The 25143-nt window shown below is 70.9% G+C and carries 17 protein-coding genes and 1 riboswitch; of the genes, 3 read left to right on the top strand and 14 right to left on the bottom strand.

Features of this window, described 5'->3' with window-relative positions; genetic code table 11:
- Nucleotides 1-44: 44 nt before the first annotated feature.
- Genes ASC46_RS11300 through ASC46_RS11290 form a run of 3 tightly spaced genes read right to left on the bottom strand, consistent with a single transcriptional unit; the run spans nt 45 to nt 3857 of the window.
- Entirely contained in the window at nt 45-836 is a 792-nt protein-coding gene (locus ASC46_RS11300; protein ID WP_055459423.1) for an ABC transporter ATP-binding protein, read from the bottom strand.
- On the bottom strand, nt 833-1876 hold the full coding sequence (locus ASC46_RS11295; RefSeq protein WP_186438007.1) for a FecCD family ABC transporter permease: 1044 nt from the start codon (nt 1874-1876) through the stop codon (nt 833-835). Before ASC46_RS11295 ends, ASC46_RS11300 begins: the two co-directional genes overlap by 4 nt.
- Before the next feature lie 4 nt (nt 1877-1880).
- Nucleotides 1881-3857, bottom strand: a complete 1977-nt coding sequence (locus ASC46_RS11290) for a TonB-dependent receptor plug domain-containing protein (RefSeq protein WP_072249497.1) — start codon at nt 3855-3857, stop codon at nt 1881-1883.
- A 34-nt stretch (nt 3858-3891) separates the two neighbouring features.
- Nucleotides 3892-4084, bottom strand: a riboswitch (cobalamin riboswitch).
- A gap of 384 nt (nt 4085-4468) precedes the next feature.
- On the opposite strand from ASC46_RS11290, the gene ASC46_RS11285 reads away from it, so the two are divergent.
- Nucleotides 4469-5308 carry an ABC transporter substrate-binding protein gene (locus ASC46_RS11285; RefSeq protein ID WP_055459421.1) on the top strand — a complete coding sequence of 280 codons (840 nt, stop codon included), beginning with the start codon at nt 4469-4471 and terminating at the stop codon, nt 5306-5308.
- Here the strand turns inward: ASC46_RS11285 and ASC46_RS11280 are convergent.
- From ASC46_RS11280 to ASC46_RS11230, 11 genes are all read right to left on the bottom strand, one after another.
- On the bottom strand, nt 5305-6789 hold the full coding sequence (locus ASC46_RS11280) for a cobyric acid synthase (RefSeq protein ID WP_055459420.1): 1485 nt from the start codon (nt 6787-6789) through the stop codon (nt 5305-5307). The genes ASC46_RS11285 and ASC46_RS11280 overlap by 4 nt on opposite strands.
- Nucleotides 6789-7403 (bottom strand): cob(I)yrinic acid a,c-diamide adenosyltransferase, encoded by a 615-nt coding sequence (gene cobO, locus ASC46_RS11275; RefSeq protein WP_055459419.1) that lies wholly within the window; start codon nt 7401-7403, stop codon nt 6789-6791. The genes ASC46_RS11280 and cobO overlap by 1 nt, the downstream gene beginning before the upstream one ends.
- The gene (gene cobU / locus ASC46_RS11270; RefSeq protein ID WP_055459418.1) at nt 7400-7933 is read right to left on the bottom strand and encodes a bifunctional adenosylcobinamide kinase/adenosylcobinamide-phosphate guanylyltransferase; all 534 of its coding nucleotides are present in this window, start codon (nt 7931-7933) and stop codon (nt 7400-7402) included. Before cobU ends, cobO begins: the two co-directional genes overlap by 4 nt.
- 100 nt (nt 7934-8033) lie before the next feature.
- Complete coding sequence (gene trxA, locus ASC46_RS11265) at nt 8034-8354, bottom strand: thioredoxin (RefSeq protein ID WP_019403177.1); 321 nt, start codon at nt 8352-8354, stop codon at nt 8034-8036.
- A 136-nt stretch (nt 8355-8490) separates the two neighbouring features.
- Complete coding sequence (gene addA / locus ASC46_RS11260) at nt 8491-11997, bottom strand: double-strand break repair helicase AddA (RefSeq protein ID WP_055459417.1); 3507 nt, start codon at nt 11995-11997, stop codon at nt 8491-8493.
- Nucleotides 11994-15155 (bottom strand): double-strand break repair protein AddB, encoded by a 3162-nt coding sequence (gene addB / locus ASC46_RS11255; protein WP_055459416.1) that lies wholly within the window; start codon nt 15153-15155, stop codon nt 11994-11996. The genes addA and addB overlap by 4 nt, the downstream gene beginning before the upstream one ends.
- Nucleotides 15156-15157: 2 nt before the next feature.
- Complete coding sequence (locus tag ASC46_RS11250; protein WP_210165994.1) at nt 15158-15904, bottom strand: nucleotidyltransferase family protein; 747 nt, start codon at nt 15902-15904, stop codon at nt 15158-15160.
- 20 nt (nt 15905-15924) lie between these two features.
- Entirely contained in the window at nt 15925-17514 is a 1590-nt protein-coding gene (tsaE, locus tag ASC46_RS11245; RefSeq protein WP_245280533.1) for a tRNA (adenosine(37)-N6)-threonylcarbamoyltransferase complex ATPase subunit type 1 TsaE, read from the bottom strand.
- Nucleotides 17515-17541: 27 nt separating this feature from the next.
- Entirely contained in the window at nt 17542-19998 is a 2457-nt protein-coding gene (locus ASC46_RS11240) for a sensor histidine kinase (protein WP_082464805.1), read from the bottom strand.
- 200 nt (nt 19999-20198) lie between these two features.
- Nucleotides 20199-21599: an adenosylhomocysteinase gene (ahcY, locus tag ASC46_RS11235; protein ID WP_055459412.1), complete on the bottom strand. Its 1401-nt coding sequence runs from the start codon at nt 21597-21599 to the stop codon at nt 20199-20201.
- Nucleotides 21600-21692: 93 nt separating this feature from the next.
- Nucleotides 21693-22931, bottom strand: coding sequence for an MFS transporter (locus ASC46_RS11230; RefSeq protein ID WP_055459411.1), 1239 nt, complete (start codon nt 22929-22931; stop codon nt 21693-21695).
- Between the two features lie 195 nt (nt 22932-23126).
- Between ASC46_RS11230 and ASC46_RS11225 the strand changes: the two genes are divergently transcribed.
- Together ASC46_RS11225 and ASC46_RS11220 are read left to right on the top strand one after the other, a co-directional pair.
- A complete protein-coding gene (locus tag ASC46_RS11225) occupies nt 23127-23798 on the top strand; it encodes a response regulator transcription factor (protein ID WP_055459631.1) in 672 nt (223 codons plus the stop codon).
- Nucleotides 23795-25141: a sensor histidine kinase gene (locus tag ASC46_RS11220; RefSeq protein ID WP_141659681.1), complete on the top strand. Its 1347-nt coding sequence runs from the start codon at nt 23795-23797 to the stop codon at nt 25139-25141. The genes ASC46_RS11225 and ASC46_RS11220 overlap by 4 nt, the downstream gene beginning before the upstream one ends.
- The last annotated feature ends 2 nt before the right edge of the window (nt 25142-25143 follow it).

Here is a 25143-nt window from a genome sequence, read left to right as displayed (position 1 = left end):
GACCGGGGTATGTCGATTAGAGGTATGACGTTGTGCGTCAGTCGTCAAACAGGGGACGCGGGCGCAAGCGGGCGCCAGGGCAGGACGAGCAGCCCGTCCGGCCGCTCCTCGCGCAGAGAGGCGACCCCGAAGACCTCCGCCAGCAGGGCCGGGGTCAGCACCGCGTGCGGCGTGCCGGCGGCGACGAGATGTCCCTCGGCGAGGATGACAACCCGGTCGGCATGGCGCGCGGCAAGGGCGAGGTCGTGCATCACGACGGCGACGGCGCGGCCCTTCCGGGCCTCGGCGGCGAGCACGCCCATCACCGCGAGCTGGTGACGCGGATCGAGCGCGGCGACCGGCTCGTCGCAGATGAGCACCGGCGCCTCGACGGCGAGCGCGCGGGCGAGCAGGACGCGCGCCCGCTCGCCGCCCGACAAGGTGGTGACGGCCCGTCCGGCGAAGGCCTCGCTGTCGGTGGCGCGCATGGCGCGGGCGACAGCCGGATCAATCCGGCCCGTTCCCGGCCCGCCGCCGTGCGGCACGCGCCCGAGGGCGACGACGTCGGCGGCCGGCAGCGGCCAGGCGACGGTGCCACCCTGCGGCAGATAGGCAATGGCGCGGGCCCGCTCGCGGGTCGAGAGCGCCGGCAGCGGCCGTTCGCCGAGGAGCACCGTGCCTACCTCCGGCCGCACGAGCCCGGCCATTACCCGCACCAATGTCGTCTTGCCGGCGCCGTTCGGGCCGATGATGGCAGTCAGGCTGCCGGGCGAAAGTGTCAGGTCGACGCCGGCGAGCACCTGCCGGCCGCCGAGGCGCGCGGCGACGGCGCGGGCGGCGAGAGTGGGACCCGTCATGCCGGCGCTCCCGTCAGCTCGGCCCGGCGGCGCACGATGATGTAGAGGAAGAAGGGGACGCCGACGATGGCGGTGAGCACGCCGAGCTTGACCTCGGTGGCGGAGGGGATGACACGCACGGCGCAATCGGCCGCAGTCAGCAGCACCGCCCCGGCGAGCGCTGCCGGCACGAGCGTGCGGCCCGGGTCATGACCGACGAGCGGGCGCACGATGTGCGGGGCGACGAGGCCGATGAAGCCGATGGTGCCGGCGACCGCTACGCTCGCGCCGACGCCGACGGCCACCCCGGTGACGACCGCAAGGCGCAGCAGGCGCACGTCGATGCCGAGGCTGCGGGCGGCTTCCTCGCCGAGCGCCAGCGTGCGCAGCGCCCCACCCTGGGAGAGGAGGAGCGCGGCCCCGAGAAGCGCGAAGGGCGCCACGAGCGCGACGTGGCGCATGGTTCGGTCCTCCAGCGAGCCCATGAGCCAGAAGACGATCTCGGTGACGGCGAAGGCGTTGGGCGACAGGCTGATGGCGAGCGAGGTGGCCGCCCCGGCGAGGCTAGAGATGGCAAGCCCCGCAAGGACGAGGACGACGAGGCTCGCACCCTCACCGGCGATGAGGATGACGACGAGCACCGACAGGAAGGAGGCGGCGATGGCGGCGAGCGGCAGGGCGGGCGAATAAACCTCCGCATAGCCGAAATAGATGACGACGACGGCTCCGAGCGCCGCCGCCTGCGGCGCACCGAAGACGGAGGGTGCGGCGAGCGGGTTGCGCAGCAGACCTTGCAAGGCGGCGCCCGCAAGGCCGAGCGTCGCGCCGATGATGACGGCGAGCAGGGTGCGCGGCAGGCGGATGTCGCGCACGACGACGCCCGCACCACCGCTGTCGCCGAGGAGGCCCTCGATCACCGTGGCTGGCGTGAGCCGCGCCGGGCCGAGCATCAGCGACAGGACGCACAGGACGAGGAGGATGACGACGAGCGCCGGCACCAGCCAGCGCCCGGAGCGGCGGGCCGCCTCCTCCTCGATCTCCCTGCCCCCTGCGCCGTCCATCGCCTCACCAGCTGGCCTTGAGGCCGGCGTAGAGCGAGCGCCCCGCCGTGCCGTAGTTCTTCACCTCCTCATAGCGCGCATCGGTGAGGTTTTCACCGCGCAGGAAGAGCGACACGCCCTCCGACACCTCATAGGAGGCGAAGAGGTCGAGCCGGGCATAGGGGGCGAGCCTGTCCTTCTCGTGCGCCGCGGAATAGCGCGCGTCGACGAGGACGAGCGCCGGCGCGATGACGAGGCCCGGCGCGGGCGTCAAGGTGAGGCCGATGCGCGCGGTGTTCTCCGGTCTGCGGGCGAGCCTGAGGTCGGTGGTGCGGTCGATGGCGACAAGGTTCGTATAGGCGATGTCGAGCCCAAGCCTCCCGGGAATGAGCTCGGCCTTCGCCGCCAGTTCGAAGCCGCTGGTCTCGGCCCGCGCCACATTGACGTAGCAACCAAAGGGCTGGTCCGTCCGGCAGGACGGATCGCTCTGGAAATTGATGAGGTCGCGGAAACGGTTGAGGAACAGCGTGCCGGAAAGGGTGAGCCGCCCGTCGAACAGCTTCTGGTCGATGCCGGCGTCGATGCCGAAGGAGCGCTCCGGGCTGAGCGCCGCATTGCCGTAGAGCGGATCGAGGCGCTGGTAGAGCGTCGGAGCCTTGGCGCCCGTCCCGGCGCTTGCGCGCAGCACGGTGCCGCTCTCCGCGATGTCGTAGGCGAGGGTGGCGCGCCAGGTGGCGAAGCGGTCCGCCCCCTCGATGTCGTCAATGCGCCCGCCGAGCGACAGGTTCAAGTGCTCGGCGAGGGCGATCTGGTGCAGGGCGAAGAGCGAGCGGGTGGTCTGGGCGGCATCGTCGAGCGTCGTGCGTAGGCCGGGCACCGGCAGCACCGGCTGGCTCGTGCTCGTCAGCGTCTCGCGTTCCACCTGGCCGCCGAAGGTAAGGAGGCCGAAGGCATCAAGCGAGAGATCGCCCTGATAGGAGGCGCCGACGCGCCCGCCGACATAGCCATCCTTCGACCAGTCCGTCACCGGCGCTGCCGTGCTGCCGTAATAGCTGATGGAGCGATAGTCGCGCTCGGTGCGGTTGGCATAGACGAGAAAGGTGTTCTTCAGCCGCCGGTCGAAGGCGTGGACGGTCGCCCTGGCATGGACCTGCCCGAGGCGCTGGACGCTCGACGACGGGGTGTCGGGAAAGGCTCCGAAGGCCGCGTCGTATTGCGTGGCATTGACATAGGCCGAGCCGCCGACGTCGAAGGCGACGTCTTCGCTCGGCGAGAAGCCGAAGCGCGCGGAGAGGCCGAAGCGGCGCGCGCCGTCGTTCTCCAGCGGCCATGGGTGCCGGGCGCGGAGGCGGCCGATGCGGTGGCCCCAGCGCGAGAAGCCGGCGGTGTCGTAGCCGTTGAGGGAGATGGCATAGTTGAAGCGCGGATCGCCGCCGGACACGGCGGCCTGCACCCCCCTGCTGCCGTAACTGCCGCCCTCGGCGGCGATGGCTGCGCGCGGCTCGCCGCGGCCCTTGCGGGTGATGATGTTGACGACGCCGCCCATCGCGTCCGAGCCGTAGAGGGCCGATTGGGGGCCGCGCAGCACCTCGATGCGCTCGATGCCGGTCGGCACCAGCAACGAGAAGTCGAACTGGCCGTTGCCGGTGGACGGATCATTGACGCGCACGCCGTCGATCAGCACCAGGGTCTGGCCCGGCTCGCCGCCGCGCAGGCGCACAGAGGCGGTGGCGCCCGTGCCGCCACTCTCGGTGAGGTCGAGGCCGGGCACGCGGCGCAGGGCCTCGTTGAGCGTGCGAGCGCCCGCGCGGGCGATCTCCTCGCCGGTAATGACGGTAACGGCGCTGCCGCTGCGGGCAATGGCCTGCGGGCCGCGCGTCGCCGTGACGACGATCTCGCGCAGGGTGATCTCGTTGCCGGCGGCGCCGGTGGCGGCAAGGATGAGGGAAGACAAAAGGAAGATACCGCCGGAGAGCGTCCGGCGGCCGGCGGAACCGGCCATGAAAACCTCCATTCCGCCCCTCCGGCGGATGTCAGGGTTGCCTCGCGCGCTGGCCGGTCTCCTGGCTTGCGGGTCCCTGCGGCGATTCGGCCTTCCCGGTGCCCGATGGCCCCAGTGGCTTCGTCGAATCGCCGCTCGCCGCTCACAGTTGCGGGGGCAGCCACGGTCTTGCACCGTGTTCCCGTTTCACCCCGCTGCGGCGGGGCACCAACGCAGGGCCTCTTTACGCAGACCGCGGCTCGGCCGCAAGCACGCGGAGCGGATACACCGCCCGTGCATTTGCGCCGGCGCAAGGAGCGCCGTAAGGCTGCGGCGGAGATTGCGCCCGTAAGGGCAGGCAAGGACATGAGGATATGAGGACGGCTGTCGCGTTCGCGATCGTGCTTGCAACAGGGCTCGGCCTTGGGCCGGCTTCCGGCAGCAGCGAGCCGGAGCGCCTCTCTCCTCCCTCCCCCCACGCAGTGGCGGGGAGGGCCGGGGTGGGGGGCGGTTCCGCCGGCGGGCGTTCGACGATTGCAGGTGGTGTGTCCGTCGGCCCGGAAGGCTTCCGGCCTGCACCCGCCGGCCCCCCACCCCTGACCCCTTCCCGCCGCGAGCGGGGGGAGGGGGATATGGTGCGCCTCGCCGCGGCCGGCCGATCGGAAACCGTGCCGTCCGTTGTCCGCTACACCGAAACGCCTCCGGCGCGGGTCGTCTCGCTCAACCTGTGCGCTGACCAACTCCTGCTGGCACTCGCCGACCGCGGCCAGATCGCCTCGCTCAGCCCCCTGTCGCGCGATGAGGATTATTCCTTCCTCGCGGGGCTGGTTGATGACCTTCCGGTCAACGGCGGCACGGGGGAGGAGATCCTTGTCGGCGAGGCGGACCTCGTGCTCAGTGGCCGGTACGGGACGCGCGTCAAGCGCGAGCTTTTGGAGCGCCACGGCGTGGAGCTGATGGTGCTCGACCCCTGGCGCGACATCGCCGGGGGGCGCGAGCAGCTCAGGGCCGTTGCGGCCCGGCTCGGCCATCCGGAGCGCGGCGCGGCGCTTGCCGCCGAGATCGAGGCGGCGCTCGCGCGCACCAGGGGCATCGCACGGCGCCCGGCCACCGCGCTCATTCTCTACCGGCGCGGCTATGTGCCGGGGGAACGCTCGCTCGTCGGCGAACTCCTCGGCCACATGGGCCTTCAGCCGATGCAGGCCCGCCTCGGCCTGACGCAGGGCGGCCTCGTGCGCCTCGAGCAACTCGTCATGGACCCGCCGGACTTCGTGGTGATGGACGAGGCCGATGCCCGCGCCATCGACAACGGCACGGCCTTTCTCGTCCACCCGGCGCTTGCCCGCGTGCTGCCGCCCGAGCGGCGCCTCTTCCTGTCCGACAGGCTCACCATCTGCGGCGGGCCGTCGACGCCGGCCGCCATCGAGGCGCTTGCGGCCGAGGTGCGTGCCAAGGTGAACGGGGAGCGTTAGCGGATCGACTCGCCGCCTCGCTCCTGCGCGATGGCGAGGAGTGCGGCGACGTCCATGTGCCGGCCGACATGGGCGGCGAGCCTGTCGAGGGCTTCCTCGATGCTGCGCTCGTAGGCGAGGCTGGCGCGGAAGGTGCCGCCGCTCGCCTGGGCGAGGAAGGCCCGGCGGAAGTCGTCGGCGGCGAACATGCCGTGCAGATAAGTGCCGATGACGAGCCCGTCCGGCGACATGGCCCCTTCGCGTTCGCCGGCGACGCGAAAGGGCGCGCGCATGCAATCGGGCCCTTCGCTGCGGCCGAGGTGGATCTCGTAAGCGGTGACCGCATAGCCCGTCCCTGCATGGACGGCCTCGACCGGCCGCACGGTCTTATCGCCCGTCAGGACCGTGTCGATGTCGAGAAGGCCGAGCCCCGGCACGACACCGGCCGTGCCCTCGATGCCCTCGGGATCGGCGATGGTGCGGCCGAGCATCTGGTAGCCGCCGCACAGGCCCACGACGCGCCGGCCGCGGCGCACATGGGCGAGGATGTCGATGTCCCAGCCCTCGTCCCTGAGATGGGCGAGGTCGGCGATGGTCGCCTTCGAGCCGGGCAGGACGATGAGGTCGGCGTCGGACGGGATCGGCCGGCCGGGCGGCACGAGGACGAGGGAGACGCCCTCCTCCAGCCTGAGCGGGTCGAGATCGTCGAAATTGGCGATGCGCGGCAGGACGGGGGCGGCGACGATGAAGGTGTCGCCCGGCTTGCGGCCGGTGCCGGTGAGGTCGAGCGCATCTTCCGCAGGTAGCCGGCTCGCCTCCGGAAGCCAGGGCAGCAGGCCGAGCGGCTGCCAGCCGGTGCGTTCGGCGATCGCCGTCATGCCCGCGGCGAAGAGGGCGGGGTCGCCGCGGAACTTGTTGACGAGGAAGCCGCGCACCATGGCCCGGTCGGCCTCGTCGAGCACGGCATGGGTGCCGACGAGGCTGGCGATGACGCCGCCGCGGTCGATGTCGCCGACGAGCACCACCGGCACGTCGGCCTCGGTGGCGAAGCCCATGTTGGCGATGTCGCCGGCGCGCAGGTTGATCTCGGCCGGGCTGCCCGCGCCCTCGACGATGACGAGGTCGGCCCCCTCGCAGACCTTGGCGAAGCTGCCGAGCACGAAGGGCATCAGGGCTTTGCGTCGGCCGGTGAAGTCGCGTGCATCGAGATGGCCGTGGCGCCGGCCCTGAACGATGATCTGGGCGCCACGGTCGCTCTCGGGCTTCAGCAGCACCGGGTTCATGTGCACGGTAGGCTCGGCGCGGGCGGCCCGCGCCTGCAGCGCCTGGGCGCGGCCGATCTCGCCGCCGGCCACTGCAGCGGCGTTGTTCGACATGTTCTGCGCCTTGAAGGGGCGCACGGTGAGCCCGCGGCGGGCGAAGAGGCGGCACAGGCCCGCGACGATCAGCGACTTGCCGACGTTGGAGCCGGTGCCCTGGAGCATCACCGCGGGCGTTGCCATCAGAATTCGATGCCTTCCTGTGCCTTCACCCCGGCGGCGAAGTGGTGCTTGACGAGCCCCGCCTCCGTGACGAGATCGGCGGCGGCGACCATCTCGGGCTTGGCGTTGCGACCGGTCACGACCACGTGCAGGTCCGGCCGCCGCGCCGCGAGCGTCGCCACCACCGCGTCGAGCGGCAGGTAATCATAGCGCAGGGCGATGTTGAGTTCGTCGAGAATGACGAGGCGGACGTCGTCCCGCGCCATCAGCTCCTTCGCCTTGTCCCACGCGCGCGAGGCGGCGGCGATGTCGCGGGCCTTGTCCTGCGTCTCCCAGGTGAAGCCCTCGCCCATGGCGTGCCATTCGACGAGGTCGGAAAAGCGCTCCATGGCGCGGCGCTCGCCCGTCTCCCAGTTGCCCTTGATGAACTGGACGACGCCCACCTTCCAGCCGTGGCCGAGGGCGCGCAGCATGAGGCCGAAGGCGGCGGTCGACTTGCCCTTGCCGGGGCCGGTGTTGACGATGAGGAGGCCCTTCTCGCGTGTCTTTGCCGCCACCTCCGCATCCTGCACCGCCTTGCGCTTCACCATCTTCTCGCGATGGCGGGCGGCTTCCTCGGGGGAGATGGCGGTCATCGGTCGCGTCCCTTCACGGTGAGCGGCAGGCCGGCGACCACGAGGGTGACCTGGTCGACGACGGCGGCAAGGCGTTGGTTGAGGAGGCCGGCATGGTCGCGGAAGCGGCGGGCGAGCGCATTGTCCGGCACGATGCCGAAGCCGACCTCGTTGGCGACGAGGACGAGCGGCCGCCTTCGGCGGGCTACCGCCTCCGTTAGTTGCCGGCAAGCGGTCTCGACATCCTCGTCCGAGAGCATGATGTTGGTGAGCCAGAGGGTCAGGCAGTCGACGAGGACGGGCGCGCCCTCCGGCGCCGCGGCGATGGCCGCGACGAGGGCGCGAGGCGCCTCCACAGTCCGCCATTGGGGTTCCCTGTCATGACGGTGGCGGGCGATGCGCTCCAACATCTCGGCGTCGCGCGCCTCGGCAGTGGCTATATAGATCCACGGTCCCGGCATCGCCCTGACCAGCGCCTCGGCATGGCGGCTCTTGCCCGAGCGGGCGCCGCCGAGGACGAGATGGGCGATGGGGAGGTCCGTGTCCTGCATGGCTCCGGCATGCCACGGCGGCCCGGCGGCGGCAACAGGCAATCGCGGCAAGAAAAAAGGGCCCCGGCGGGCCCTTCTTCCAGCGTCGATGCGCCGCGACTCAGACGGCGGTCGAGATCCACTTGGACAGTTCGCTCTTCGGCAGGGCACCGACCTTCTGGCCGGCGAGCTTGCCGTCCTTGAACATCATGAGGGTCGGGATCGAGCGGATGCCGAACTGGGCGGCTGTGTTCGGGTTCTCGTCGACGTTGAGCTTGACGACCTTGACCTTGCCGGCCATCTCGGTGGCGATTTCCTCGAGCGCGGGCGCGATCATGCGGCAGGGTCCGCACCATTCGGCCCAGAAATCGACGACGACGGGCTCTGCGGACTTCAGGACATCGGCCTCGAAGCTCGCATCTGTCACCTTCGCAGTCGCCATGATGAGTTCCTTTCCATATGCGCGGCGCAGTCTGCGCAGCAAGTCGATCCGAACGTAGGAAGGCCCCCCGTTCCGGTCAAGGCAACTTGTGTGCGTGCCCACACGTTGACGCTAGATCTGGTGGCACCCTGGCCGTTCACAACACCGGGATCCGGCCGAGCGCGGCGGCGAGCGCCTCGCCGGGAACCTCCAGCACACGCGGCCCGGCGGTGTAGACGAGAAGGGCCCTGAGGCTGCGTCCGGGGAAGATGTCCGCAAGCAGCGCCGCATAGACGGCGAGCTGCACGACATGCGCCTCGGGCACCGCCGCGAGATCCGCCGGAGGGCGGACGCTCGTCTTGAAATCGGCGAAGACGACGGTCTCGTCGCTCACCACGAGCCGGTCGATCTGTCCCGAGACGGCGCGCCTCGTGCTGCCGACGGCGATCTCGCCGGCAACGGCGACCTCGGCGCGCGCGTCAGGGCCAAAGAGGGGCGCGAGCGCCGGCTCGTCGAGAAGGGCGAGGGCCTGGGCGACAACGCCGGCCCGCTTCGCCTCGTCGAGGCGCCCGGCCCGCGCGGCGACGAATCGCTCGGCCGCCGTCCGGCGCGCCGCGGCAGGCAGGCCGGGCAGATGCTCGACGAGCTGGTGTACGAGCGTGCCGGCAAGGCGCGCGTCGGCGGCGAAGGGCCCGTCACCCGGACGGTGCGGCCTGTCGGCGGCGGCGAGCGCGCTCGAGGGGCTGAGCGGCGGCGGCGCCTCCGGCTCCGCAGGCGCCAGCCGATCGAGCCAATCGGGCATGGCGATGCCGGCGCTATCCTCGGCGGAGGCCGGCGCGGCTGCGAGAGCGTCGAGGGGGCCGCTTCGCCAGCGCTGGACCCTCAGGCCGTCCACCTCGACCTCTTCCAGCCGACCCTCCAGGCCGCGGCGGATCATGCGAGTCCAGCACATGGCGGGCAGCTCGGGCCAGTTGCCGTCCTTGCCGCGCTTGCCGTTGCTATAGGAAGCGACGACGAACCGGTCCTTCGCGCGGGTCATGGCGACGTAGAGGAGGCGGTTGTGCTCCTCGGCCTCGCGCGTGCGTACCGCTTCCCTGAGCCGTGCAATGGCCGGAGTGTCCTCGTCGCGCTTCGGCGACCACACCGGCACCGTGGCCGGGCCGGCGCGGCCGCGGTGCTGCAGGGGCAGCGCGAAGAGTTTGGGATCATGGCGGCCGTTGGGCTGTCTGCAGTCGTCGGCGAGGATGACGAAGGGCGCCTCCAGCCCCTTGGCACCGTGCACCGTCATGACGCGGACCTCGTCGCGTCCGGCGTCGAGGTCGCGCTTGATCTCGCGCTTCACCTCGCGGCCGTCGCTCTCGAAGGAGAGGAGAAAGGCTTTCAGCGACGGCGCGTGGCGGTGCTCGAAGTCGAGCGCCATGGCGAGAAAGGCGTCGATGGCGTCGCCCGCCTCCTGGCCGAGCCGTGCGACGAGCCGTTCGCGGCCGCCTTCCGGGCCGATCAGCCCGGCATAGAAGGCGAAGGGACCGCGGCGGGCGGCGGCATTGCGCCAGCGCGCGAGCGCCTCGCCCGCCCGTGCAGCCGCTGCATCGCCGGCCGCGCTGGTCCGCGCGATGGCGTCGGCGAGGCTCTCGCTCTCCTCCCGCCGTGCGGCGATGCGCATCAGATCGTCGTCACCAAGGCCGAGGAGCGGACTCTTAAGGGCGGCGGCCAGCGTCAGGTCGTCGTCGGGCAGGACGGCGGCCCGCCCCGCGGCGACGAGGTCGCGCACGGCGATGTGCTGGCCGACGTCGAGACGGTCGGCGCCGGCGACCGGCACGCCGCGTCGCTTCAGGGCCCGAATGACAGCCTCGAAGAAGGCGCCGCGGCTGCGCACGAGAATGAGGATGTCGCCCGGGGCGAAGCGCTGGCCGGTATCGTCGCCGTGCCGCGTCAGCCGCTCGACGGTACGGGCGATGCGCTCGGCCACGCGGATGGCGGGCGCGCTTTCGGTGACTTCGTCGAGCGGCAGCGCCCAGGCTTCCGGCTCCTCGCTATCTGCCGGCCGCTCCGTCTCCCATATCTCGACGAGGCCCGGGGCATCGGGGCGCGCGCTCTCATGCGCGGTGCCGACCGCGACATCAGCGAAGCTGAGGCCGCGATAATGGGCCTCGACCGAGAAGACGGCATCGACGGCGCTCAGCACCGCCGGCGCGGAGCGGAAGGAGACGGTGAGCTCCACCGGCTCGAACAGGAGGTCAGCCTGCTTTGCCCGTGTCTGGAAATAGCGGCCCGAGCCCTCGAATTCCTGCGGTGCAGCGCCCTGGAATCCGTAGATCGACTGCTTGGGATCGCCTACGGCAAAGAGCGTGCGTGTCTTCGCGACGGCGCCCTCACCGGCAAAGAGTTCCTCCGTCAGCCGCTTCAGGATGGCCCATTGCGTCGGACTCGTGTCCTGCGCCTCATCGACGAGGAGGTGGTCGATGCCGGCGTCGAGCTTGTAGAGCACCCAGGCCGTATCAGCGCGCTCGAGCAGGGTCAGCGTGCGCTCGACCAGATCGTCGAAATCGAGCGCGCCCTTCGCCCGCTTGACAGCCTCGATGCGAGCGAGGACAGCCTGCGCGAGGGTGAGCAGGGCCTGCGTCCGCTCAAGCGTCCTTGCGCCCTTCATCCGCTCGTCGAGGGCGGCGAGGCGATCGCGCTCGGCAAAAAGACGCTCGGCAAGATCGCGCGGGACGCCGGCCGTCGCCACGCTGCTGTTGGCCGCCGGCGTTCCCTTCTGGGTGAAGAACAGCGAGCGGTAATGCGCCAGCCGTTCCCACGGATCGTCCGCCCGCGCCGCCAGCGACAGCGCTTCGGCATTCGTCTGGTCGGTCTTCTTGCCGCCGCGCAGCACCTCGGCGATCGCCGGCCATTCGGCCGGGGCGATGCCGTCCTCGCACATGGCGCGGGCGATGGTCTGCAGTGTCTCGCCCTCCGCGAGACCAAGGGCAGTGGCAAGGCTGGCCATAGTGTCGGCGAAGGCGTCGGGCTCGCGGAGGGCGAGGAGCGCCGTGCGGTGGCGCAGCGCCTCGCGGATCGTCTCGGCGATGGCTGTGTCCGAATGGTTCTCGGCGAGCAGCGTCAGGGCCTCGCGCAGGCCGGGTTCGCGGCCGAGGGCGGCCCGGGCCATGACTGTGGACAGCGCCTCGGCGAGCAGAACCGCGCTCTCGTTGTCGTCAAGCACCGTGAAGCGCGCCGGCACGTTCGCCTCGAAGGGGAACATGTGCAGTAGGCGCTCGCAGAAGGCGTGGATGGTCTCGATCTTGAGGCCGCCGGGGGTTTCGACGGCATGGGCGAAGAGCCGGCGAGCGCGCGCGAGCCGGGCCCGGTCCGGCCGGCGGCCCTCGAGCTTCTCGAGCGCGGCGGTGAGCGCCTCGTCGTCGAGCCGCACCCACTTGCCGAGCTCGGCGAAGATGCGGTTCTCCATGTTCGCCGCCGCCGCCTTGGTGAAGGTGAGGCAGAGGATGCGCGAGGGCTCCGTGCCGGAGAGCAGGAGCCGCATGACGCGGTCGGCGAGCACCTTGGTCTTGCCCGAGCCGGCATTGGCCGACACCCAGGCCGAGGCGTCCGGCCGGGCGGCGCGCTGCTGGTCGAGGATCGTCTTCGTCGGGACCTTGAGCCCGCCGGGCGCCGGGCCGCTCATGCCTCGCCTCCGAGTTCGCCAAGATCGGCCTCGTCGCCGGCGAGCGACCATTCGCGCACGCGGGCGAGATGGTCGTAGGCGCCGAAGCGGCCGGCGAATTGCGGGAAGGGTCGCGACGCGAAGCCGATCTCGCCGGTGACGTAGCGCGACAGAAGGGTCGTCAGCTTCCTCTCGTGCTCGACGACGATCTCGGCGACGGAGCGCGTCTCGTCGCGCGGCGGCTTGACCGGGCAGGGCCTCAGAGGGTCACGGGCGCCGCCGGCGTGCATGTAAAGAAGCTCACAAAGCCCGGGGGGCACTGGTGCAACGTCGCGGAAGCCGCTTGCGGCAAGGACGGCAGCCTCTAGCGTGAGCTGCGGGGAGAAGCCGGCGAAGACCTGCTTTGAGCTCGGCGGCTGCCCTGTCTTGAAATCGACGATCACCACCCGGCCGTCGCGCAGGCGCTCGATGCGGTCGGCGCGTGCCGTGATGCGGAAGGGGTTGCCGTCGGCTAGCGCCAGTGCGAGGGCGCCGGCCACCTCGGCCTGAACGACATCGATATCCGCGCGTCGCTCCGTCTCCCAGGCGATGAAAGCCCCGGCGAGGCGCAGGAAGCGGGGCCACCACAGCGCCGCGACATCCGGATAGGCGGCGATGGGGGCAAAGGCCTGCCGGCCGATGGCGACCAGTTCCTCGGCTGCTTCGGCCGGCAGCGTCACGGGATGGCGGGCGGTGAAGGCGCCGAGCGCCTCGTGCACGATGGTGCCGCGGTCGGCGGCGCCCGGCGGCACGGCGATGGGATCGAGCGGATCGAGCTTCAGCACATGGCGGGCGAAGATGGCATAGGGGTCGCGCACCAGCGTCTCGACCTCGGTGACGCTGAGGCGGCGCGGGATCAGCGCCGGGTCGGGCTTCGGCCGCGGCCGCTCGATGGGCCTGAGTGCGGGCGGGCGCGTCAGCGCCCCGGCGTAGCGGCGCAGGCGCTCGCCCCGTCGCCTCAGCTCCGCGCACAGCTCGTCGCCCGCCAGCGCCTGCATGCGCTGCAGGAAGCGCGAAGGGACGGTCGGCGCATCGCCGCGCTTCAGGGCCCGGGTCAGCACCACGTCGCGCGTGCCGAGCGCCTGCACGAAGTCGTGGGCCGTCTGGCCGATGCGCCGCTCGGGCGGGGCGAGGCCGAGGGCGGCGCGCATCGGCCGGTTGAGGAAGGCATCGGTGCGCGCCGTCGGCGGCCACACCTCCTCGTCGAGCCCGCCGAGGACGAGGCGATCGGCCTCGACGAGGCGCGCCTCGAGCAGGCCGAGGATCTTGACGCGCCGGTGGCCGGACATCGGCCGGCGCACCACCGCGTCGGCCATCAGCGTCGCGAAGAAGGCCGGATAATCGGCGAAGCGGCCGGTGAGGCCGTCGACCTTCGCGCTCGTTGCCGCGTCGAAGACCTCGGCCAGGGCCTCTCCCGCCTCTCCCGCGGCGAGGGGCAGCGGCTCGTCGGCGCCGGGGCGCGCCACTGCATCGAGCGCGGCGCGGTGGGCGCCGACGAGGGCGACGAGGTCGAGTTCCTCTCCGTCCTCGGCGCGAAAGCCGGAGAAGGCTTCGCTAAGGCGCGTAAGGAGCGTCTCGGCGAGGTCCCAATCCGTGTCGGTCAAGCGGCGCAGCGGCCGCGGCGCGCGGTGGTCGCTTGCTTCCGCCCGCCGCTCGGCGAGCACGGCGGCGATACCGGCAAGGCCCGGCGGCGGCGCGGGGCCGCGCAGCACTCCGATCTCGAGCGTGCGGGCAGCGCGCTCCATTGTCGCCCGTGGCCAGCCGAAGCGGGCGAGGGGATGGGCGACGAGGCTGGCGAGGATCGTGGGCTCGTGGTCGGCGGCAGCCGCATCGGCGACGAGGCGGGCGAGCGTGCCGTGCGGGCTGCGCCGCAGCGGCAGGCCGGCCGAATCCTCGGCGGCGATGCCCCAGCGGGCGAGCTCGGCGGCCACGCGCTCGGCGAGCGCCCGGTCCGGCGTCACCAGCGCCGCCGTCGCCTTCGGATCCTCCAGCGCCTCGCGCAGGGCAATGGCCGCGCACAGCGCCTCCTCCCGCTCGTCCGCCGCCTCGACGAGGGCGAGGCCGTCGAAGGCGGCGTGAAGATCGGCCTCCGACGGGCGGTGGGCGGGCTCGGCCCACAGGTCCGTGGTCTCCGCCGGCCGCATGGCCTCGGAGAGGAAGCGCGAGCGAGCGGCAAGGCCCGACGGGGGCGCGCCGAGGACGGCGACGTCGGCGCGCGGAATGCCGATGGTGGCGAGAAGGCGGGCGAGCATCGCCTGCGGGTGGTTATGCACCGTTAGGTCGGCGCCCGCGCCGATGAGCGCGAAGGTGTCGTCATCGAGCCCGGTGTCGAGCCCCGGCAGCACCACGGCGCCCTTGGGCAGGCGTGCGATGGCGGCGATGAGCCGGGCTGTGGCGGGGATGGAGCCCGTCGAGCCGGCGACGATCACCGGTCTTTGGGGCGCCGCCGCCGCGAGGCTGGCGGCCCGCGCGTCGATGAGGGCCGAGCGGCGCCGGGCGGGGTCGCTCGCCTGCCGCTCGGCGAGGATGGCCGGCCACATCTCGGCGGCGATCTTCACGAAGTCGAGCGTGATGCCGTAATAGCGCGAGTAGCGCTCCTCCACGAGGCCGGCGAGCGCCGCCCAGGGGATGTCCTCGGTCGCGAGCCCGTCCATGAGGGCGGCGAGATCGTCGGCGAGGGCAAGGGCGTCGGCCGGCGATGCGGGCACGAGCAGGGGCTCGTGCGCCTCGGCCGGCAGGATGGCGCCGTCGAGGGCGCGGGCCCATTGCAGCACGAGGCGGGTAAGGATGAGGCGCCGCTCAGTCGGCGCCAGCGCCGGCGGCAGATGCACGGCCGCGTCGCCGAAGGCGCGCTCCGCCTCCCCCGCGAGGGCGAGCTCCGCGGCATCGAGGTCGCCGAGCGGCTGGATGTCGGGCAGCAGCACGCTGCGCTGCGGCAGCCGCTCGGCGAGGGTCGCGGCGAGTGCGCGGGCGGCACGTCGGGTCGGCAGGTAGATGGTGGCCGAGGCGAGCGCGAGGGGATCGTCGGTGCCCGGGAAACCGGGCACGATGCGGCCGGCGAGCAGCGCATCGGCGAAGGTTGCGAGGAACGGCGCCCCCGGGGGGATGGTGAAGACCCGTGCCGGCGCCTGCCCTGCCATCGTCAGTCCGTCGTGGCGAAGCGGGCCTCGGCCGCGCGCAGTGCCTCGGGCGTGCCGACATGCAGCCACTGGCCCTCGATGCGTGCGCCGTGAAGCCGGCCCCGCTCCGCCACCTCATCGAAAATGCGGTTGAGCGAGAACGGGCCCTCCGGCGCGTCGGCGAAGAGCTGCGGCTTAACGATGGCGACGCCCGCATAGGCAAACGGCACGACCTCGCGCTCGGGACGGCGCGTCAGGCGGCCGGAGGCATCCATGGAGAAGTCGCCGCGTCCGTCGTAGCCGAGGCTCGTCGCAGTCGGGGCCATCAGCAGCAGGATGTCCATCCGCTGAGCGTCCCATTCGTCGGCCAGGAGGTCGAGGTTCGGCAGCGGGCCCTCAAGCCACAAGGTGTCGCTGTTGACGAGGAAGAACGGCTCCTCGCCGAGGAGGGGCAGCGCCTTGCGGATGCCGCCGCCGGTGTCGAGGAGCTTCTGCCGTTCGTCGGAGATGTGCACCTTCGGCCCGCCCTTGCGCCGGCGAGCGTGCTGCTCGACGAGGTCGGCGAGATAATGGACGTTGATGACGACATCCTCGACGCCAGCGGCCGCGAGCCTGTCGAGCGCCCGGTCGAGCAGGGAGCGCCCCGCCACGCGCACGAGTGGCTTCGGCGTCGTGGCGGTGATCGGGCGCATGCGCTTGCCGAGCCCGGCTGCGAGGATCATGGCACGGCGAGGCATGGTGCGGCGAGGCATGGCGGCAGGGCGGCTCATCGTGTTCGCATCGCGAAAGGTCAGGTGTCGGCGACGAGCGCCGGCAGGTGCGTCTCATACCAGAGCCGCAGATCGGACAACACCGGATGGGCCAGGTTGCGCACCAGATAAGTCCTGAGCCGCGGCAGGTGGTTGAGATAGATGCTCTTGCCGTCGCGCTTGGCAAGGCGCGCGAAGGTGCCGAACAGCTTGGTGCCCCGCTGGGCGGCAAGGACGGCATAGGCAGCGGCGAAGCCGCCGACGTCGAAGTCCGGATCCTGCCCCTGCCGGGCCCGGGCATAGGCGCCGAGCAGCGACAGTTCGAGCTCGGCCGGCACGGTGACGCGCGCATCCTGCAGCAAGGCTGCGAGGTCGTAGGCCGGGTGGCCGAGGACAGCATCCTGAAAGTCGAGGAGGCCGAGTCGGGCGAGCCCCTGTCGCTCCGGCAGCCAGATGAGGTTCGGTGAGTGGAAGTCGCGCAGCGTCCAGGTGGAGGGGGCAGTCACGACATCCGCCAGCAGGCGCGTCCACAAGGTGTTGAACTGAGCGCGGGCGACGGCGGACAAGGCCTTGCCGCCGATGTGAGGGGCATACCAGTCGATGATGAGCTCGACCTCCGTCAACAGCGCCTCGAGGTCGTAGGGCGGGATGACGTGATCGATGCCGTCTGCCACGGGCAGGACGTCCGGCAAGGTGGTGCCGTGGAGCTTCGCAAGCAGCAGGGTCGCCTCGCGGTAGCGCTCCGGGATGGGGGAGCCGTCGGCGATGACTGGCTCACTGCCGAGGTCCTCGAGCAGCAGGAGGCCGGTGTCGAGATCGGCGGCGTAGATGTCCGGTGCGCTGAAGCCGAGGGCCCTGAGACCTTTGTCGACGGCGACGAAGGGATGGACGGTGAGGGCGAGCTTCGCCGCGATCGGATAGGGCTTGATGCCGCGGAGCACGGGGCCCGGCGGCCGGGGCGGCGAGATCATCAATACGGCGGTTGCGCCGTCCGGCCTGATGAGGCGCTCGTATTCGCGATAGGAGGCGTCGCCCTGGATGTGCCGGCGCTCGGCGTCGCCCCAGCCGGCAGCGTCGAGCAATGTGCGGATCGCGCGCAACCGGAAGAGCCGCGGCGCGAAGCGGCCGTAGCCGGTCATCACGATCCGGCGGCGCCCGGGATGCTCGTGCGGCAGGAGATGGAAGGCGATGTCCAGCCGGTCGGGTGACAGGGCCTCCTCGGCCTTCTGCGGCCATTCGACGAGGACAAGTGCGCCTTCGCAGGCCTCCTCCCAGCCGAGGTCGGTGAGCTCATCCGCGCCGCCGAGCCGGTAGAAATCGGCATGCACCACCGGCGGGCACGCGGTGTCGTAGAGCTGCATCAGGGTGAAGGTCGGGCTCGGCACCTCGAGGCCCGCATCGCCCGCGAGGGTGCGGATGAGGCTGCGGGCGAAGGTGGTCTTGCCTGCACCGAGGTCCCCCGACAAAGTGACGAGATCGCCCGCCTTCAGCTCCTCGCACAGCACCTCGGCGAGGCGCTGCGTCGCGGCCTCGTTCGGCAGGTCGAGCTGCCAGGTAGCCGTCGCCGCCTCGCCGCCGCCGCGCGTGCCGGAAGCCGCAGCCTGCCCGGCCGGGAAGGGAGAACTCACCATCGTCTCGTCCACTCGAAAGCCAACTCGTTACTCCGCTGCCGCGCGGCTCGGCACGCGGGGAAAGCGGCAGGTCACTGTGGTGCCGCGGCCGGGCGCCGAATCGAGCGCCACCGTGCCGCCGTGCAGCTCGACGAAGGAGCGCACGATGGAGAGACCGAGCCCGACGCCGCGGTGGCCGGAGCCGAGGGTGTGGCTCTCGAAGCGGTCGAAGACGCGGGCCCGAACCTCCGGCGCGATACCCCGCCCGGTATCGCTGACCGTGAAGACGACCTCCTCGCCCTCGCGGCGCGCCGTGACGGTGACGGTCTGGCCGGGATCGGAGAAGCCGATGGCGTTCGACAACAGGTTGAACAGCACCTGACGCACGCGCTTGGCATCGGCGACGAAGCGGCCGATGTCGGCCGGCACGTCGATGACGACCCCGATGTCGCGCTCTGCCAAGCGGTCCTGCAGGCCGGTGAGCGCGGCATCGATCGTCTCGCGGATATCGATCTCCTCGCAGGCGAGGGCGATGGCGCCGTTGTCGACCGTGGCGAGATCGAGAATATCGTTGATGATGGCGAGCAAGGCCGCCGAGGACTTGGTGATATGCGAGGCGTATTCGCGCTGCTTGTCATTGAGTGGGCCGACCGTCTCGGCATCGAGCAGCTGCACGAAGCCGATGATGTTGGTCAGCGGCGAGCGCAGTTCGTAGGAGACGTGGTGGACGAAGTCCTCGCGCAGGCGCGAGGCCTGTTCGAGCGCCTGGTTCCTTTCCTTCAGCGCCCGCTCCACCTCCACACTCGCCGTCACGTCGGTGAAGGTGAGGAGGGTCGAGCCATCCGGCAATGGCGCGGTGACGCAATCGATGACCGTTCCGTCGCGCCGGTCCATGCGCGCAGCGAAGCCGGTGCGCGTGTCGTGCACGCCGGCGACGGCGCCGCGGATGACGTCCCAGGCCTCCTGCCGCGGGGCCAGTAGGCCGCACAGACGGATCACGTCGTCGATGTGCGGCAGGTCGGCCAGCACGTCTTCCGAGAGCTGCCACAGGTGGCCGAAGGCCGGGTTGCAGAGTTTGAGATGGCCGTTCGAGCCGAAGACAGCGACGCCCTCGCGCAGGGAGTTCAGGGTCTCGCCCTGGGCGCTGAGCAGGGCGTTGAAGCGCGATTCGAGATTGAAGCGCTCGCTCACGTCGTCGAACAGGTACGTGACGCCGCCCTTCGGATTGGGGTTGGCGAGGACGCGCAGGGTGCGCCCGTCCGGCAGGTACCACCAGTGCTCCTGCGGCTCGACCGAGCGGTGCGCGGCGAGAACGTCGGCCTTCCATGCGCGAAAGTCAGCCTGTTCGGGCAGCCGGCGGCGAGCGCGCAATTCATCGAGCACCTCGCTGTCCGTCGGGCCGGCCTCGAGGAAGGTGGCGTCGAGCTGCCACAGTTCGCGATAGGCGGCGTTGCAGAAGGTGAGACGCTGGCCGGCATCGAAGATGGCGACGGCAGTCGGCAACTGGTCGAGCGTCCGCACATGCGCCGCCATCTGCCGCTCGAGATCGGAGCGGACGGCTTCGAGCTCGGACACGTCGATGGCGATGCCGGCGGTGCCGTCGACGCTCGGCGTCTCGGTCACGTCCAGCACCCGCCGCGCCCCGGCCACGACAGCGGTGACGCGGTCGCGATAGGTTGCGCCCGCCGCACGTTGGCGTTCCATGGCTTTGCGTGTCGGCGCATCAAGCAATTCGAGGCTGCGGCTCACCGCCTCGGCAGGATCGGCCGCCTCGACGGCCTTGGCATAGGCGCGATTGACCCAGATGAGCCTGCCTTCGGCATCCCGACGCCAGGCAGGCTCGGGCAGGCCATCGAGCACGCCGGCGAGCGCGCGCCTTTCCGCCTGAGCTTCGGCGAGGGCGTCGCGATGGCGCAGCAGGTCGAGACGGTCGCCTGTGACCTCACGCAGACGGAGCACGGCACGGCCGCCAATGGCCCGGCCCTCGGCCTCGTAATAAGCGCCGCTGGTGGCCCTCAGATTCATCTGGAAGCGCTCGCCGCGCTCCTTCAGGCGCTCCAGCGCCCGTTCCAGCGCCTGCGCCCCGGCCGCGGGCAGCCAGGAGCCGAAGGCGAGCACCCGACGGCCCGAGGCGCCTTCACCGAGGATGCCGACGTCGCCTTCTATCTGCGGCTCGGCGTCGCGCCCGTGCCAGCTCACGAGCAGCTGCGGCTCGGTGGCGACGAGCAGGGCGACGCGGTCGGCGCGGGCACGCAGCTCCTCGTTCTCGCCGGCGAGCAGCGCCTCCTGCCGCGCCCAGCGGCGGCGCTCCCTGAGGTGCACGAGGGCGGTGGTGGTGGCGAAGGCGATGAGGCCGAGCACGAGGGCAAGGCCGGCGAAATCCTGCGGTGCGGCCCGGCTGATGAGCGGCGCGAGTCCTTGAGCCGCGGCGGGTGCGGGAAGGCCGGCGAGGCTGACGGCGAGGGCCGTGGACGAGAGCGCGGGGATCGCACGGGAGGAACGCATCCCCCGCCGTTCGCCAGCCCTCGTTGCTCCCTGCATCGTCCGATCCTCGCTTCCGCCGCCGCGCGCACGCGCTCGCCCAGGCCGCGAATCGAGCCACTGTAGCGTTTCAACGACTTCTGCAGGAAGTGGTTAACAAAAGGCAAATCGCCCGGTGGCGGCCACCGGGCGATCCATGTGGATGCGTGTGGAGAACGCCGGTGTCAGTAGCGGTAGTGCTCGGGCTTGAACGGGCCCTGCGGCGTGACGCCGATATAGGCCGCCTGCTCGTCCGAGAGCTTCGACAGCTTCACGCCGATCTTGGCGAGGTGCAGCATCGCGACCTTCTCGTCGAGATGCTTGGGCAGCGTATAGACGGTCTTCTCGTACTTGCCCTGCTTGGTGAAGAGCTCGATCTGCGCCAGCGTCTGGTTGGTGAAGGAGGCACTCATCACGAAGGAGGGGTGGCCCGTGGCGTTGCCGAGGTTCACGAGGCGGCCCTCCGACAGGAGGATGATGCGCTTGCCGTCGGGGAACTCGATCTCGTCCACCTGCGGCTTGACGTTGTGCCACTTGAAGTTCTTGAGGCCGGCGACCTGGATCTCGTTGTCGAAGTGGCCGATGTTGCAGACGATGGCGCGATCCTTCATGGCGCGCATGTGGTCGACGGTGATGACGTCCTTGTTGCCGGTGGCCGTCACGAAGATGTCGGCGCGCGGGGCGGCGTCCTCCATCGTCGTCACCTCGTAGCCCTCCATCGCCGCCTGCAGGGCGCAGATGGGGTCGACCTCCGACACCATGACGCGGCAGCCGGCGTTGCGCAGCGAGGCGGCCGAGCCCTTGCCCACGTCGCCGAAGCCGGCGACCATGGCCACCTTGCCGGCCATCATCACGTCCGTACCGCGGCGGATGCCGTCGACGAGCGACTCGCGGCAGCCGTAGAGATTGTCGAACTTCGACTTCGTCACGGAGTCGTTGACGTTGATGGCGGGGAAGAGGAGCTTGCCCTCCTTGGCCAGCATGTAGAGGCGGTGCACGCCCGTCGTCGTCTCCTCGGACACGCCTTTGATGGAGCGGGCGACCTCGCCGAACCAGCCCTTCGGCTTCTCGACGAGCATGCGCTTGATGAGGGCGAAGAAGATCTCCTCCTCCTCGGAGCCGGGCTTGTCGAGGAAGGCGGTGTCGCCCGCCTCGGCGCGCACGCCGGCATGGACAAACATGGTGGCGTCGCCGCCATCATCGAGGATCATGTTGGGCACGCCGCCGCCGTGCCAGTCGAACAGCCTGGCGGTGTAGTCCCAGTAGTCCTTCAGCGTCTCGCCCTTGACGGCGAAGACGGGGATGCCGGCGGCGGCGATGGCCGCGGCGGCATGGTCCTGCGTCGAATAGATGTTGCACGACACCCAGCGGATGTCGGCGCCGAGCGCCTTCAGCGTCTCGATCAGCACGGCGGTCTGGATGGTCATGTGCAGGGAGCCGGCGATGCGGGCGCCCTTGAGCGGCTGGCTCGGGCCGAACTCCTCGCGCACGGCCATGAGGCCGGGCATCTCGCTTTCGGCGATGGCGATCTCCTTGCGGCCCCACTCGGCCAGCGAAATGTCCTTGACGATATAGTCCTGGGTCATGGCGGGACGATCCGTGATTTCAGTACGGCGTTAGGTTCGGCGCGACCTATAGCAGCCGCGCCGCCCGCAGGCAATAAAGACATAAAGAAGTCTTTATATGTTCGTCACCCGCACGGCGGCCCGGCGCGTGCCCCACTTGACGAGGAAGGCCGCGGTGATGGTGCCGATCAGCGCCGCCGCCATGAAGGCGAAGGCAAGATGCGCCTGCCCTCCATCGAGGAAAAGGCCGATCGCGACCGGGGCCAGCATCGCCCCGAGGTCGAGGCCGGAATAGACGAAGCCGAAGATCTTGCCGGTCGAGCCGGCCGGCGTCGCCGACCGCACCAGCATGTCGCGCGAGGGGATGGTGATGCCGGTGAGGAAGCCCGCCACGGCCACCGTCGCGAAGGCGGTGGCGAGCGCCAGCGGGATATAGCCGAGCGCGAGCGTGAGCACGCCGGCGCCGACGAGGCCGCCGCCGACGATGCGCTCGTGATTGCTCGTCCGGTCGGCGAGGAAGCCGCCGATGAGCGAGCCGGTGGCGCTGGCGACGAGATAGACCGTCGTGGCGGTGGTCGCGAAGGCAAAAGTGATCGCCTGTACGTGCGGCATCAGGCTCGGCAGGAAGCTCTGCATGCCGGTCTGCGCGATCGACAGCAGGGTAAAATAGACGAAGCACAGCACGACCGGTGCGGCGAAGAGCAGTTGCGCCGTGCTGGCGGCGCCCTGTGCCGGCCGTGTCGTGTCGGCGGCATGAGGCTCATGGGGCGCGACGCGCAGGAACAGGTGCTGCGTGGCGACATAGAGCGCGAAGACGATGCCGGCCGCGCCGGTGACGATGAGCGCCATGCGCCAGTCGAGGAGGTCGTTGAGGAGGAGCAGCGTCACCGGCGCCGCCGCCCAGCCAAGCGTGCCGGAGACCGTGTGGATGCTGTAGGCGCGGGCAAGGCGCGAGGGTGTCACGCGCGCCGTCATCACCGAGAAGTCGGCCGGATGGAAGACGCAGTTGCCGAGGCCGGCGACGATCGCGACGACGATCAGCATCCAATAGGCAGCTGCGAGGCCGGCGAGGATCGTCGCGAGGCCGAAGAGCGCGATGCCCGCGGGCAAGATGCGCTGCGGGCCGTAGCGGTCGACGAGAAAGCCGGCGGCCACCTGGCCAATGCCGGAGACGGCATAGAATACCGCCATCGCAACGCCGAGCTGCGTATAGCTGACCCCGAGCCCGTCACGGATGAAGGGGAACAGTGGCGGCAGCACCAGCTGGAAGAAGTGGCTCGCAAAATGGGCCGCGCCGACGAGGCCGATGATGCGGACGTCGCGCTGCGGCAGGGCGCTCGCCTGCTGCGTCATGTTTCCTCCGCTTCCGTTGCGGCGCACCGTATCGGAAAGCCGTTTTTTTTGTGCATCCAGCCAATAGGACGAACGGCCGCGGATGGCCAGTCCGCCCGCGCAGGGCTGCACTGCCCGGCGCGCGCGGCGGGTGGCCGGTCATGCTGGCGTAATGTTGCGCCGCCAATGCGGGAGCGGCGGATCAAGGGGCTGATCATGCGTGTACTCGTCATCGAAGACGATCCCGAACTCGGGGCGTGGCTGCGCGCCACGCTGACGCAGGCGCTCGGGCCGTGCGACCTCGTCACCTCGCTCGAGGACGCGCGGGCGGCGATCGCCGTCGCCGCCTTCGATCTCGTCGTCATCGACCGGCAACTGCCGGATGGTGAGGGGATGAGCCTCCTGGCGGAACTGCGGGTGCTCCGCCCCCAGCCGGGCACCATCCTCCTCACCGCCCTCGACGACCCCGAGGAGATCGCGAACGCCCTCGACGGCGGTGCCGACGACTATGTCGGCAAGCCCTTCGAGCCGGCGGAGCTCATTGCCCGCATGCGAGCCGTCCTGCGGCGCCTCTCGGCGGCGCGCGACACCGTCATCCGCGTCGGCAACCTGCGCTTCGACAGCGTGCAGCGTTCGGTGCACCGCGACGATACGCCGATCGTACTGCCGCGGCGCGAACTTGCGCTGCTCGAACTGCTCGCGCGCCGGGCGGGCCGCGTCGTCCTGCGCGAGGCGCTGGAGGGCGCCGTCTATTGCTTCGACGACGATATCCAGTCGAACGCGCTCGATTCGCACGTCTCGCGGCTGCGCCGCCGGCTGCGTGAGGCCGATTGCGAGGTCGTCATCCGATCGGTGCGGGGTGTCGGCTACATGCTGAGCGCGTCGTGAGGTTGCCCCGCTCCATCACCTTCCGCGCGAGCGTGGCCGTGGCATGCCTCACGGCCGTACTCCTCGTGGGCGTCACTGTCCTGCTCATCTCGGTGCTCGTCACCATCGGCGATCCCGACAAGTCGCCCGAAGGCTCAAAATATGCCGCGCGTATCCTGCGCGACGCCGTTGACCGGGACGCGGACGGCCGCCTCATCCTGAAAGCGAGCAAGGCGCTCGCCGCGCTGGAAGCGGACCGGCCGTTCTTCTGGTACGTTGTGCGCGCGGGCGACGAGGCCGTCTCCGGTGGACCGGCGCAGCCACCGGCCGGAGCCTGGCTGCAGGGCTGGGCCGGGCGGATCGACCATGCGCAGTTCGAGTATGTCGTCGGCGAGAGGCGCCTGCTCGGCTATGCCGCGAGCGAGGAGACACGCGCCGGCCCGGTGATGATCGAGCTCGGCGGCGTCACCTTCTCGCTGGTCGAGGAACTGCTGTTCGGCTTTGGCCACAATACGCCGCTGATCGTCGCCTATGGCGTTTTCCTCCTGCTCGTCATGATCGCCGCCGTCTGGGCCATCCCGCGGCTGATCGCCCGGCCGGTCCACGCCATGGCCGGCGCGGCCGAAGCCATCGACGGGCTGCCGGCCGGCCGACGGCTGCCGGCGGCGCAGGCCCCGGCGGAGCTCAGGCCGCTCGCCGGCGCCTTTAACCGAGCGCTCGAGCGGATCGACGCCGCCGCGCAGGCGCAGCGGACCTTTCTGTCGAACGCCGCTCATGAGCTGCGCACGCCGCTGACGAGGATGCGCATGCGCCTCGAGCGCGTGCGGGACGTCGGCCTGCGGGCCGAGCTGATCGCGGACGTGCAGCGCCTGTCGGGCATCGTGGCGACATTGCTGCATCTGGCGCGCCTGTCCGGCCAGCCCCTGGCGCGGGCGCGCGTGGACCTCGTGGCGCTGGCGCGCATGGTCGTGGCGGAGCAGGCGCCGGCGGCGCTCGCCGCGGACACGGAGCTGGCGCTCGAGGCGCCGCGGCCGGTTATCGTCACCGGCAGCGAGATGGCGCTGAGACTGGCCCTGACCAACCTTGTCGAAAATGCCGTTCGTCACGGCGGCGGGCTCGTCACCGTCAGCGTGGCCCATGGTGAGATTGCTGTCACGGACCGCGGAGCGGGTGTGCCCGAGGCCCTCAGGGCGGAAGTGATGAAACCCTTCGCGCGCGCCGGGGCGGGCGCCGGCGCCGGGCTTGGCCTCGCCATCGTCGCGCAGGTCATGGCGTTGCATGGGGGCACCGTCACCATCGGCGAGGCCGAGGAGGGCGGCGCACGGGTCTCGCTGCTTTTTCCGAAGGAAGCATCCGTTCCGTAATG

Origin of the sequence: Chelatococcus sambhunathii (genome assembly GCF_001418005.1) — a bacterium.
Classification (GTDB): domain Bacteria; phylum Pseudomonadota; class Alphaproteobacteria; order Rhizobiales; family Beijerinckiaceae; genus Chelatococcus_A; species Chelatococcus_A sambhunathii.
The sequence above is the reverse complement of the archived record's forward strand: the minus strand, read 5'-3'. Positions and strand labels throughout refer to the sequence as shown.